This is a genomic window from Comamonas guangdongensis, from assembly GCF_041079535.1.
Classification (GTDB): Bacteria; Pseudomonadota; Gammaproteobacteria; order Burkholderiales; family Burkholderiaceae_C; genus Comamonas; species Comamonas guangdongensis.
This window is the reverse complement of record NZ_JBFYGN010000007.1, coordinates 23,932-36,434: the sequence shown is the minus strand read 5'-3', so window position 1 is coordinate 36,434 and position 12,503 is coordinate 23,932. Positions and strand designations below refer to the sequence as shown.

Annotated in this window: 12 protein-coding genes; 5 read left to right on the top strand and 7 right to left on the bottom strand. The window is 65.4% G+C overall.

From position 1 onward, the window contains the following. Positions 1-92: 92 nt before the first annotated feature. The gene (locus AB6724_RS07890; RefSeq protein ID WP_439329838.1) at positions 93-1,319 is read right to left on the bottom strand and encodes an ABC transporter substrate-binding protein; all 1,227 of its coding nucleotides are present in this window, start codon (positions 1,317-1,319) and stop codon (positions 93-95) included. 232 nt (positions 1,320-1,551) lie between these two features. Between AB6724_RS07890 and AB6724_RS07885 the strand changes: the two genes are divergently transcribed. Then, positions 1,552-2,325, top strand: coding sequence for a ferredoxin--NADP reductase (locus AB6724_RS07885; RefSeq protein WP_369337964.1), 774 nt, complete (start codon positions 1,552-1,554; stop codon positions 2,323-2,325). A gap of 45 nt (positions 2,326-2,370) precedes the next feature. Here AB6724_RS07885 and AB6724_RS07880 read toward each other — a convergent pair whose 3' ends face one another. Together AB6724_RS07880 and AB6724_RS07875 are read right to left on the bottom strand one after the other, a co-directional pair. Then, positions 2,371-3,318, bottom strand: a complete 948-nt coding sequence (locus AB6724_RS07880) for a LysR family transcriptional regulator (protein ID WP_369337963.1) — start codon at positions 3,316-3,318, stop codon at positions 2,371-2,373. A gap of 78 nt (positions 3,319-3,396) precedes the next feature. Beyond that, complete coding sequence (locus AB6724_RS07875; RefSeq protein WP_369337962.1) at positions 3,397-4,362, bottom strand: YihY/virulence factor BrkB family protein; 966 nt, start codon at positions 4,360-4,362, stop codon at positions 3,397-3,399. A gap of 359 nt (positions 4,363-4,721) precedes the next feature. Here AB6724_RS07875 and scpC point away from each other — a divergent pair, with 359 nt between their 5' ends. Continuing rightward, positions 4,722-6,284, top strand: coding sequence for a succinyl-CoA:acetate CoA-transferase ScpC (scpC, locus tag AB6724_RS07870; RefSeq protein ID WP_369337961.1), 1,563 nt, complete (start codon positions 4,722-4,724; stop codon positions 6,282-6,284). Between the two features lie 54 nt (positions 6,285-6,338). Here scpC and AB6724_RS07865 read toward each other — a convergent pair whose 3' ends face one another. Further along, the gene (locus tag AB6724_RS07865; RefSeq protein ID WP_369337960.1) at positions 6,339-7,034 is read right to left on the bottom strand and encodes an LrgB family protein; all 696 of its coding nucleotides are present in this window, start codon (positions 7,032-7,034) and stop codon (positions 6,339-6,341) included. A gap of 3 nt (positions 7,035-7,037) precedes the next feature. Beyond that, positions 7,038-7,490, bottom strand: coding sequence for a CidA/LrgA family protein (locus AB6724_RS07860; RefSeq protein ID WP_369337959.1), 453 nt, complete (start codon positions 7,488-7,490; stop codon positions 7,038-7,040). A gap of 89 nt (positions 7,491-7,579) precedes the next feature. Between AB6724_RS07860 and AB6724_RS07855 the strand changes: the two genes are divergently transcribed. Beyond that, complete coding sequence (locus tag AB6724_RS07855) at positions 7,580-8,497, top strand: LysR family transcriptional regulator (RefSeq protein WP_369337958.1); 918 nt, start codon at positions 7,580-7,582, stop codon at positions 8,495-8,497. 89 nt (positions 8,498-8,586) lie between these two features. Next, positions 8,587-9,207, top strand: a complete 621-nt coding sequence (locus AB6724_RS07850; protein ID WP_369337957.1) for a pseudouridine synthase — start codon at positions 8,587-8,589, stop codon at positions 9,205-9,207. A 73-nt stretch (positions 9,208-9,280) separates the two neighbouring features. On the opposite strand, the gene AB6724_RS07845 is transcribed toward AB6724_RS07850, so the two are convergent. Further along, a complete protein-coding gene (locus AB6724_RS07845; RefSeq protein WP_369337956.1) occupies positions 9,281-9,739 on the bottom strand; it encodes a DUF3761 domain-containing protein in 459 nt (152 codons plus the stop codon). Positions 9,740-9,864: 125 nt separating this feature from the next. Further along, positions 9,865-10,503, bottom strand: a complete 639-nt coding sequence (locus AB6724_RS07840; protein ID WP_369337955.1) for an MBL fold metallo-hydrolase — start codon at positions 10,501-10,503, stop codon at positions 9,865-9,867. 339 nt (positions 10,504-10,842) lie between these two features. On the opposite strand from AB6724_RS07840, the gene AB6724_RS07835 reads away from it, so the two are divergent. Then, positions 10,843-12,495 (top strand): Re/Si-specific NAD(P)(+) transhydrogenase subunit alpha, encoded by a 1,653-nt coding sequence (locus tag AB6724_RS07835; protein WP_369337954.1) that lies wholly within the window; start codon positions 10,843-10,845, stop codon positions 12,493-12,495. The last annotated feature ends 8 nt before the right edge of the window (positions 12,496-12,503 follow it).

The following is a 12,503-nucleotide window of genomic DNA, read 5'->3' as shown; positions in this document are numbered from 1 at the left end:
CCCGAGATTCCCCCACTCCTGTGCAGATGCGAAAAAGCCACCCTGACATGGGTGGCTCTGATATTTTCGCAAAAGCCGCGCCGGCCCGGAGCTCAGTTGGCCGATGCCGGACGCAGTTTTTTCACTTCCTCGTTCGTGGGCTGGTAGTTCTTGCCGTCGGCGTAGCGGTAGTTGACCAGCACGCCGCGCTTGAGCTTCTCGTCGTACGCGGTCTTGCCCACATAGGCGCCCATGGTCGATTGGTGGTCCTGGGCGCGGTAGCTGATGCGGCCGAACGGCGTGTCGACCTCCAGGCCCTTGAAGGCCGCCACCAGCTTTTCGGTATCGGGGTCGCCGTGGGTTTTGCGCAGGCCGGCCGCAATCGACTGGATGGCGTTATAGCCCACGATGGTGCCCAGGCGCGGATAGTCCTTGAATCTCGCCTGATAGGCCTTGAGGAAGGCCGCGTGCTCGGGCGTGTTGATCGAGTACCAGGGGTAGCCGGTCACGGTCCAGCCCACGGGTGCTTCGTTTTTCAGCGGATCGAGGTACTCGGGCTCGGCCGTCAGCAGGCCTACGACCTCGCGGCCCTTGAACAGGCCGCGCGTATTGCCTTCGCGCACGAACTTGCCCAGATCGGTGGCGAACAGCACGTTGAAGATGGCGTCGGGCTTGGCGTCGCCCAGGGCCTGGACCACGGAGCCGGCGTCGATCTTGCCCAGGGCCGGCGCCTGCTCGGCCACGAACTCGATGTCGGGCTGCCTGGCCTTCATCAAGGTCTTGAAGGTGGCGATGGCCGACTGGCCGTATTCGTAGTTGGGGTAGACGATGGCCCAGCGCTTTTTCTTGAGCTTGAGCGCTTCCTCCACCAGCATCGCGGTCTGCATATAGGTGGAGCCGCGCAGGCGGTAGGTGTAGTGGTTGCCGTCGGCCCAGACGATCTTGTCGGTCAACGGCTCGGACGCGAGGAAGAAGCGCTTCTTCTGCTTGGCGTAATCGGTCAGCGCCAGGCCCACATGGGAGAGAAAGCTGCCCGTGAGCACGTCGATCTTCTCGCGCGTGTAGAGCTCCTCGGCCGCGCGCACGGCGTCGCCGGGATTCGCATTGTCGTCGCGCGTCACCAGTTCCAGCTTCTTGCCTGCAATGCCGCCGGCCGCGTTCACCTGTTCGACGGCTAGCTCCATGCCTTTCTTGTAGGGCTCGAGAAACGCGGGCTGGGCCTTGTAGCTGTTGATTTCCCCGATCTTGATCACGCCCTGGGCCCAGGCGGAAGCTCCGCCGGAAAGGGCCGCGAGGGTCAGGACTGGAGTCACCCAGCGCATGTGCGAACGCATCGTCATTCTCCTTATCACTAATCAATCTCAAGACATTGGCGTGCAATGTACCCGTTTCCTGCGCATTTGCCGGACAATATAGGTTCTGTCCCGCTTGGCAACCGGCAGCCAACGCGCTAGGTCCGAGGTCTATGGTCTCGCCGCGCAATTCGCTACCCGCTGCCTTCTTGGCAAATCTGCCGGGCTTTTCTTGCTGCGCCAGTCATCGCTGGCCTGGATTTATTGCTGTAGACGAATCATGAGTGCTTTTCTCGAAGAACGCGTGCTGTCGGTTCACCACTGGACCGACCGTCTTTTCTCCTTCACCACCACCCGCGACACCTCGCTGCGCTTCTCCAACGGCCACTTCACCATGATCGGCCTGAAGGTGGATGGCAAAAACCTGCTGCGCGCCTATTCCATCGCCAGCCCCAATTACGAAGAGCATCTGGAGTTCCTGTCCATCAAGGTGCCCGACGGCCCGCTGACCTCCAAGCTGCAGAACATCAAGGTGGGCGACACCATCATCGTGGGCAAGAAGCCCACGGGCACGCTGCTCATCGACTATCTGTTGCCCGGCAAGAATCTCTACATGATCGGCACCGGCACCGGCCTCGCACCCTGGCTGTCGGTGGCGCGCGACCCCGAGACCTACGACAAGTTCGAGAAGGTGGTCGTGGTGCACGGCGTGCGCCAGATCAACGAACTGGCCTACCAGGAACTGCTGGAAAAGGAGCTGCCCGAGCACGAGTTCCTGGGCGAGATCGTCAAGGACAAGCTGGTCTACTACCCCACGGTGACGCGCGAGCCCTTCCGCAACCATGGCCGGATCTCCACGCAGATCAACAACGGCAGCTTCCCGCAGAACATCGGCCTGCCCGAGCTCAACCCCGAGACCGACCGCGTCATGCTCTGCGGCAGCCCTGCCATGCTGGCCGAGCTCAAGGAGCTGCTCGAAAAGCGCGGCTTCAAGGAAGGCAATACCACCACGCCCGGCGACTTCGTGATCGAGCGCGCGTTCGTGGAAAAGTGATTCTGGCTTCGTCCAGACAAAAGGCCTGCAGCAGCAGGCCTTTTTTCATTGCGTCAGCGACAGGGTCGGCAGATCCGGCGGCAGCGTGCGCTGCAGCGAATCGCGCGTGTGCTCGGTAAGAAAGTCCAGAAAGGCTCTCACCCGTGCCGGCATGAATTTGCGCGAGGGCAGGGTGGCATAGAGCGTGAAGATGCCGCTGGTCCATTCGGGCAACACATGGCAGAGGCTGCCGGCCTGCAGATGGCGGGTCACCAGGTCCAGCGGCTGGGTGCTGATGCCCGCGCCGTCTAGCGTGGCGCGCAGCAGCGTGCCCGTGTGGTTGGCCACCAGTATGGGCTTGACGGCGACCGGGACCTGGTCCTGGATGTTGTCGATGCGGTGCATGTGGAGAACGTCGCCGCGCGTGACCAGGGAGCGGCGCAGCAGCACCTGGTGTGCGGCCAGATCGGACGGGTGTCGGGGCGTGCCGAACTTGCGCAGGTAATCGGGGGAGGCGCAGGCCAGCCCGTAGGTGCTGATGATGGGCCTGGCAATCACATTGGCGTTATAGCCTTCGGCGGCGCTGAGGAAGGTGATGTCGTATTCGCCCTGGGCGGCCTCGGTGGCGGACTCCACAAACACATCGATGCTCACATGGGGGTAGCGCTGGTGGAACTCGGTGATCAGCGGCGCCAGCATGTGCTCGGCGAATACCGGCGGCATCAGCATGCGCACCGTGCCCGACAGCTGCGCCGTATGTTCCTGCGCCAGGGAAAAAGCATCATCGACCTCGGCCAGGATGCGGCGCACGCGGTCCAGATAGGCTTCGCCGGCCCCCGTCAGCGTCACGCTGCGCGTGGTGCGCTGCATCAGCCGCGTACCCAGGTGCTGCTCCAGATCCGCCACCAGGCGCGTCACCGTGGGCACGGAAATGTCCAGCTTGCGCGCGGCCGCGGAAAAGCCGCCCTCGTCGGCAACGGCCTGGAATACGCGCATGGTCAACAGTCGGTCCATGATGTTCTTTGTGCATGCAAAACAAGAGCGGGGTGAGCGCCGGGAGTATGGGGCTTGCGGCGAGAACCTGCCGGCTGCCTAGATGTTCTCGCCCGCGGAGTCGGGCCGCTGGCGCAGGTCCTGCGGCGGTATCCGGGAGGCTTGGCTCTTGCGTTTGCCGAAGTGCAGCTCGGCCTTGCTGCAGGCCTTGGCCGTGGCGGCGGAGAACAGCAGGATGGCCGAGGTGAAGTAAAACCACATCAACACCACCACCAGCGAGCCCGCCGCGCCATAGGCCGAGACCACGGCGGCCGTGGACAGATACCAGGCCAGCGCCTGCTTGCCCAGCGTGAACAGCGCGGCGCCCACGACCGAACCCACGAGCAGATAGCGCAGCGCGGGCTTGATGCCATGGCCCATGCGCATCAGGCCCAGGAACAGCACGACCTCGATGCCGAAGGACACGCTTTCGTTGATCAGCCCGAGCACCGGCCCCAGCGGCACCAGCTGCAGCTCCTCGTGGGCCCATTTGGTGACGATCTGCAGCGCCGTGGACATCACCATGGACAGCAGCAGCAAAAAGCCCAGGCCGCCCACATAGATCAGGCCGCGCAGGCGCGAGACCGCCATATTCCACCAGGCCGCCTTGGCCTTGGGGGCCGGGGCTTCGCCCATGGACCAGAGCTTGTCCAGCGAGACCTGCAGCTCCACAAACACCCCGGTCGCGCCCGAGAGCATCATGGCCAGACCCAGCACCGAGGCCAGCGAGCCCTCGTTCGAGCTTTTGGCGCTGTTGAGCGCGCCCTGTATGACCTGGGCCACCCTGTCGCCAACCACATGCTGGATCTGGGTGATCAGCGTGTGCTCCACATAGCTGCGGTCCAGCCACCAGCCCAGCAGGCCGACTACGGCCAGCGCCAGCGGGGCCAGGCTCAGCATGCCGTAGAAGGACATGGCCGCGCTCATGCGCAGGCCGTCGGCCTGCAGCCACAGCTGCACGGCGCTCACCAGCGGCCGGGCGGGGCGGATCAGCCGCTGCGTCCAGGCAGAAAGAGTTGCATCCATGCATGCATTGTGTGCTCTAAGCCGGCCCGGTGCCGCCGCTGCGGCCGTGGTTTCCGGCCGACCTTGTGCAAATTCTTGGGCGTGACTCGATCCGTAGCGGCCGCGCCCACAAGGGGTAGCGCTGCGGGGCCTTTGTTTTCGGCTGCCTTATGGGCTGTGCGGACGGTGCTCGCATTTCCGGAGCGCAACGGCAACCGCGCCCAGTTTTTGCCTATCGCTGCATCGGGGTTTGCACTAGTCAACTACGGTGGATTCTTCGCCGCGAGCGTGGTTCACTCCGGGTTTGCACCAGTCAAAGTGCAACTCATAAGCTACAAAAAGATGCCGCGCCCGGCGGCTCGCACCACGAGACATAGTCCATGCACACGACTTTCACCCATGCATCACCCGCGGACCGCGTGCTGTGCGCCGCCCTGCGCGAACGCATCATGACGGCCGACCAGGCCGCCAGCCTGATTCAATCCGGCATGACGCTGGGCATGAGCGGCTTCACCCCTGCCGGTGCGCCCAAGGCCGTGCCCCAGGCGCTGGCGCGCCGCATCGAGCAGCAGAATGCCTCAGGCGGCAATTTCCGCATCAGCCTGTGGACGGGAGCCTCGACCTCGGCCGAGCTCGACGGGGCGCTGGCCAAGGTCCACGGCATAGAGCGCCGCCTGCCCTACCAGAGCGACCCCACGGTGCGCGCCGAGATCAACAGCGGCCGCATGCAGTATGTGGACATCCACCTGTCCCATGTGGCGCAGTATGTGTGGTTCGGTTTTCTGGGCCATCTCGACGTGGCCGTGATCGAGGTGGCGGGCATCTTGCCCGACGGGCGGCTGATCCCCTCGACCTCGGTGGGCAACAACAAGACCTGGCTGGAGCAGGCCGACAAGATCATCCTCGAGGTCAACAGCGCCCAGCCGGCCGAGCTCGAAGGCATGCACGACATCTATTACGGCGCCGCCGTGCCGCCCAGGCGCAAGCCGATTCCCATGGAGCACCCGTTCGACCGCATCGGCGACCCGTATCTGCACTGCGATCCGAGCAAGGTGATCGCCGTCGTGCCCACGGCCCAGCGCGACAAGCTGGCGGGTTTTGCGGCCCCCGACGCCGACTCGCAGCGCATTGCCGGGCACATCATCGACTTTCTGCAGCACGAGGTGAAGGTAGGTCGCCTGCCGCCCGAGCTGCTGCCGCTGCAGTCCGGCGTGGGCAATATCGCCAACGCCGTGCTGGCCGGACTCAACCATGGCCCGTTCGAGCATCTGAACGCCTATACCGAAGTGCTGCAGGACGGCATGCTGGACATGCTGGAGTCGGGCAAGCTCGATACCGCATCGACGACCTCGCTGGCGCTGAGTCCTGCGGCCATGGAGCGCTTTCTGGCCAAGATCGACTGCTTCCGTCAGCGCATCGTGCTGCGCCCGCAGGAGATCTCCAACCATCCGGAGCTGATACGCCGCATGGGCCTGATCTCCATGAACGCGCTGATCGAGGCCGATATGTACGGCAACGTCAACAGCACCCACATCATGGGCTCGTCCATCATGAACGGCATAGGCGGCTCGGGCGACTTCGCGCGCAACGCCTATCTGTCCATCTTCATGACGCCTTCCGTGGCCAAGGGCGGCAAGATCAGCTGCATCGTGCCCATGGTCTCGCATGTGGACCACACCGAGCACGATGTACAGGTCATAGTCACCGAGCAGGGCCTGGCCGATCTGCGCGGCCTAGCGCCCGTGCAGCGCGCGCGTCTGGTGATAGAGAACTGCGTGCATCCCGACTACCGGGATGCGATGCGCGAGTATCTGGAGCGGGCCCTGCGCGAGGCACCGGGCAAGCACACGCCGCATCTGCTGGGCGAAGCCTATGCCTGGCACCAGCGCTATCTGCAGACCGGCAGCATGCGGCAGTCCGAGCCCTGCCTGCGCGCGGCATGAAAAAAAGCGCTGCCCAGGCAGCGCTTTTGCTTTTCGGACCGTGCTGCGGCCTGCTCAGAACAGCAGCGTGCGCACCCAGGGCGCGGCCAGCACATTCACGGCGCCTGCAATCATCATGACCAGGGAGGCCATCACGGCCTGCACCTCGCCGGTCTGGCGCGCACGCGCCACGCCGCTTCCGTGGGCCGCTCCGCCCCAGCTGGCACCGGTGGCCAGCTTGCTGCGCACGCGCGGCAGCAGGCGCAGCACGGTCTCGCCCAGCAGCATGGCGCTGACGCCCGTCAGCAGCACGAACAGGGCCGCGAGGTCGGTAGGTCCGCCCAGCACTTTCTCGGCCTCGATGGCGAAGGGCGTGGTGACGGAGCGCACGGCCAGGCCTTTCTGCAGCTCCTCCGACAGGCCGAAGCCATGGGCAAACAGCACGGTGGTGCCGATGGACACCACGCTGGCCACGACCACGCCCGTGGCGATGGACATCCAGTGCTTTTGCAGCAGGCTGCGGTGCTCGTACAGCGGCAGCGCAAAGGCCACGGTGGTGGGGCCGAGCAGCCAGACCAGCCAGTGCGTCTGGGCGATGTACTGCGGATAGCTGACATGGGTTAGCAGGGCCAGGCCTATCAGCACGATGGGGGTGGCGACTATGGGCATCAGCAGCGGATGCGGGTGCTTGCGATAGACGCGCTTGTTGGCCCAGTAGCAGGCCACGGTGGCGACAAAGGACACCACGCCTATGACTTGGTTGGAGATCATGTCTTACTCCTGGGCCTGGCGTGTGGACCTGCGCCGCGCCAGCCACAGCTCCAGCCGGTAGACGCGGTCCACGGCCAGCGCGGTCACGGCCATCACGCAGGCCGTGCTGGCCACGATGACGGCCAGAATGCGCAGGCCCTGGTGGCGGATCAGGTCGGGATATTCGGTCACCACCAGCATGGCCGGCACAAAGAACAGCAGCATCTCGGCCAGCAGCCAGTTGGTGCCGCTTTGCAGCCACCGGGCCTTGACCAGGCCCGTGAACAGGCCCACGGCCAGCAGCGCGAAGCCGATCAGCCCGGCGGGCATGCTCCAGCCAAAATGCTGGCGCAGCATGTCCATGGCGATCCAGATGGCGCTGAGCAGCGCGATCTGCGCGACCGCCTTGGCCAGCGGCCAGAGGCTCTGGCGCCAGAACGCGGCGGGAGCCGAAGAAATTTCCGAATGCTGTGACATGGGGAAAATTCTAGGGTTTTTACCTATATTCTAAAAATGAATTATTTTCATTTTTTGAATTCATAAAAGGCATTGCTCAAGGAATACCCATGGACCTGCGCGCTCTCCGCTATTTCATTGAGGTGGTACGCCAGAACAGTTTCACCCGCGCCGCCGAAACCCTGCATGTAACCCAGCCCACCATCAGCAAGATGGTCAGGTCGCTGGAGGACGAGCTCGGCGGTGCGCTGCTGCTGCGCGCGGGCCGCGGCGTGCAGCTCACCGATGCGGGCCAGGTGGTCTACGACCGCGGCCTGGAAATCCTCGACCAGGCCAAGCTGCTGCGCCAGCAGGTGGCCGAGGTGGACAGCATCACGCGCGGCGAGCTCTCCGTGGGCATCATGCCGACCACGGGCCACTATATGGCGCCGGTGATCGCGCTGTTCCAGCAGCGCTATCCCGGCGTGGACCTCAAGGTCAACGAGCAGGGCGCGCGCGCCCAGTACCAGCTGATCCAGGAGGGCAAGCTCGACATGGCGCTAGGCCTGTTCAGCGCCCCCGATCCGCAGGTCGAGCGCTACACGGTGGCGCGGCAGAAGACCCGCGTGGTCCTGCCCGTGCACCGCGTGGCGGACGCCACGCTGCCCATGCGCTGGCAGGATTTGCGCGACCTGCGCTTTGTGCTCTATACCTCGGACTTCGCCTTGCACGAGCATGTGCTGCAGCAATGCGAGGCCGCGGGCTTCACTCCCAGAGTCACGCTGCAGTCGCGCTACTGGGACTTTATCGGCCACCTCGTGGCCGCCGATGTGGGCGTGGCCGTGATGTTCGAGCATGTCATCGCCCGCTACAACCCCGAGCGCGTGGCCAGCCGCCCGCTGGTCGAGCCTGAAATCACCTGGGACGTGGCGCTGATGTGGCGCCCCGGCTATCTCTCGCGCGCTGCGCAGGCCTGGCTGGACTGCGTGCGTGAGGTCTATCCGCAGCCACTGGCGGGGACCGAGTTTCCGGATTACCAAAAAACATAGCGCCCAGCGAAGAAGGCAGATGGGTCTAAGGGCGATCGGGCATTTCATGCACTAGAACCGGGCCATTGGGCAGGCGCTAAGCTCGCGCCATGCCCCGCCCGTTTTCCTCCAGCCGCCCTCCCAGCCCTCGTCGCAACCTGCGCCAGCCCGCGCCCCGGCCCGCCGTGCCGCGGCTGCTGTGCTTCAACAAGCCCTATGGCGTGCTGAGCCAGTTCACCTCCGAGGGGCGCTGGAAGGGGCTCGCGGACTGGATCGCTGTGCCCGGCGTCCATGCGGCGGGCCGGCTCGATGCTGATAGCGAGGGCCTGCTGCTGCTCACCAATGACGGCCAGCTGCAGGCGCGCATTGCCGATCCGCGCCACAAGATGGAGAAGACCTATTGGGTGCAGGTCGAAGGCATTCCCGACGAAGCCGCGCTGCAGCGCCTGCGCGATGGCGTGGAACTCAACGACGGCAGGACCCTGCCCGCCAGGGTGCGTCTGCTCGAGCCGCAGCCCCAGCTGTGGGAGCGCCAGCCGCCGATCCGCGTGCGGCAGAACATTCCCGACTGCTGGATAGAGCTCATCATCCGCGAAGGCCGCAACCGCCAAGTGCGCCGCATGACGGCGGCCGTGGGCCATCCCACGCTGCGCCTGGTGCGCATGGCCATAGGACCGTATTCGGTCCAGGGCCTGGAGCCCGGCCAGTGGCGGGATGCGCCACAGCCCTGAACCGCGGGGCAGGCGGCCTCGGAGACATAAAAAGCGCCTGCGATGGCAGGCGCTTGGCGTGGCGGCCGGGCGCTCAGGAGGCGCAGGCCTTGTTATTGGAGGCATGCATGCCGGCGGCCTTGGCATCGGCTTCGCTCATGTACTTGCCGCTCTTGGTCTTGCCGTAGTAGCGGTCGCCCTGGCAGTGGTAGACCTTGGTCTTCTCGTTGACCCAGACCTGGCCGGGGCCGCCGCCGGGAGCCGCAGCCGCCGCCGGTGCGGACTTGCCGCCGGCTGCGGGAGCCGGCATGGCGGCTGGCGCTGCGCCGGCCTTGCTGGTGGCGGTCTTGTCTATGCCCTTGTGGCCCGTGCAAGCGCCTTTGGAGCTGGCGGCGCTGACGCTGGTGCCGTCCTTGCACACAAAGGTCTGCATCGCTGCTGCGGCAGCCGGCGCTGCGGCAGCGGCGGGTGCAGCCGCAGGGGTTTGGGCAAAGCTTGCAAACGAGGCACTAACCAGGGCTGAAGCCAGCCAGACTTTCCATGTGTTGCGCATACATGCACTCCCGGGTGGATTGACGTCACAAAGTCCGTGACCCGCACATACTGCTACCAGCCCCCGCAATCCGCAAGGGGTCGAATGTCAACCTTTGCGCGCCCCGCAGGCCCGCGTCGGCCCGCTCAGGTACCGCTGACGTAGGGATTCATGCTGCGTTCGCGGCCGAAGCTGCTCTCGGGGCCATGGCCGGGGATGAACACCGTCTGGTCGCCCATGGGCCACAGGCGCTGGACTATGGAGTCGATCAGCTGCTGATGGTTGCCCTGGGGGAAGTCGGTGCGGCCTATGCTGCCCGCGAACAGCACGTCGCCCACGAAGGCGCGCTCGATCTGCGGCGCGTGGAACACCACATGGCCGGGCGTGTGGCCCGGGCAGTGGCGCACGTTCAGAGTCTCCTTGCCTATCGTCACCTGGTCGCCGTCCTGCAGCCAGCGCGTGGGCACAAAGGGATCGGCATGGGGAAAGCCGAACATCGCGCCCTGCTGGGGCAGGCCGTCGATCCAGAACTGGTCGCCTTCCTGGGGGCCGATGACGGGCAGGCCGTGCTTGGCCGCGAGCTCGCTGGTGCCGCCCGCATGGTCGATATGGGCGTGGGTGATCCAGATGGCCTTGAGCTTCAGGCCCAGGCGCTCGACTTCCCATTCGATCTGCTCGATATCGCCGCCGGGGTCGATGACGGCGGCTTCCATGGTCTGGTCGCACCAGACCAGAGAGCAGTTCTGTTGAAAGGCGGTGACGGGAACGGTGTGGTATTGCAACATGGGTGACTTGTATTTTTCGGGCGTTTGCGTAGTCTCGCGGGCAGCGAACCCCGCAAGCATGACACGGCAAGCCGCGAGCATCAAAAATGTCCGCTCAGACCCTGCGTCATCCTTCATATGAGCTAGCATGAATACGAGTGCCCCATTTTGGTGCGGGCTGGTAAAACGTATTTGTGCTGCAAGGCAGCGGGCAAGCGCTCACAAGAAGCGGCCCGACACAGTTTCAAGATCGTTCAGGCCGTGCCAATGCCCGTGCAAAGCACTTTCCTTCCGCAGAAGGAGTGGTTGGGGTCCGGTGTCGGCCTGGAGAGCCAGTTTGTAAACTCCAGGAGACTTTTCATGTCTAGCCCTTCCAACCCGCCGGCGCAGCATGGCGATGCACAGCGCAGCGAGGCCCAGCGAGGTGACGCCCAGTGCATAGGCATTCCGCGGGAAACCTTTGCGCTGGAAAAGCGCGTGGCCACCGTACCCGAGGTGGTGGAAAAACTCGTCAAGCTGGGCTTCAGGGTCGCGATCGAAGCCGGCGCCGGCGCGGCCGCCAACTTCAGCGACGATGCCTACCGCGCTGCCGGCGCCGAGGTGCTGCCCGATGCGGCCGCGCTCTGGGCCGCGGCCGACATCGTCTTCAAGGTGCGTCCGCCGACTGTCGAGGAAGTGGCGCTGATGCGCGCAGGCCAGACGCTGATCGACTTCATCTGGCCGGCCCAGAACCCCGAGCTGATGCAGCAGCTGGCCGCCAAAAAGGTCACGGTGCTGGCCATCGACTGCCTGCCGCGGACCTTGAGCCGTGCGCAGAAGATGGATGCGCTGACCTCCATGGCCGGGGTTTCGGGCTACCGCGCCGTGATCGAGGCCGCGAACGCCTTCGGCCGCTATTTCAACGGCCAGATCACGGCCGCGGGCAAGGTGCCGCCGGCCAAGGTCTTCATCGCCGGTGCCGGCGTGGCCGGCCTCTCGGCCATAGGCACGGCCGCAGGCCTGGGCGCCATCGTGCGCGCCAACGACACGCGCGCCGAGGTGGCCGATCAGGTCACCTCGCTGGGTGGCGAATTCGTCAAGGTCGATTATGAGGAGGAAGGCTCGGGCGGCGGCGGCTACGCCAAGGTCATGAGCGAGGGCTTCCAGGCCGCGCAGCGCCAGATGTATGCGCAGCAGGCCGGGGAGGTGGACATCATCATCACCACGGCGCTGATCCCCGGCAAGCCCGCGCCCAAGCTGATCACGGCCGAGATGGTGCAAAGCATGAAGCCCGGCAGCGTGATCGTGGACATGGCGGCCGAGCAGGGCGGCAACTGCGAGCTGACCCAGCCCGGCGAGGCCGTGGTGCGCCATGGCGTGACCATCATCGGCTACACCGACCTGGCCTCGCGTCTGGCCAAGCAGTCGTCCACGCTGTACGCGACCAATCTGCTGCGCCTGTGCGAGGAGCTGTGCAAGGCCAAGGACGGCCGGGCCGTGGTGAACATGGAGGACGACGCGATCCGCGGCCTGACCGTGGTCAAGGACGGCGCAATCACCTGGCCCGCGCCGCCCCTGGCCCAGGCGCCCAAGCCCGCAGCCAAGCCTGCGGCCGCGCCCGTGGAGCAGAAGAAAAGCGGTCACGGCCATGGCTCGGCCGGTCCGCTGCCCGCGAGGACGCTGGCGATTCTGTTTGCCGTGGCGGCCCTGGCCTTCTGGTTCATCGGCGCCTATGCGCCCGCGGCCTTCCTGGGCCACTTCACGGTGTTCGTGCTGGCCTGCTTCATCGGCTACATGGTGGTCTGGAACGTCACGCCCGCGCTGCACACGCCGCTGATGAGCGTGACCAATGCCATCTCCAGCATCATCGCCATCGGCGCCCTGGTGCAGATCGCGCCGCCCGACGGCGCGGCCGGCGGCCGGCCCGACGAGTTGATCCGCTGGCTGGCTTTTGCCGCGCTGGTGCTGACGGCCGTCAACATGTTCGGCGGCTTTGCCGTCACGCGCCGCATGCTGGCCATGTTCCGCAAATAAGAAGAAGC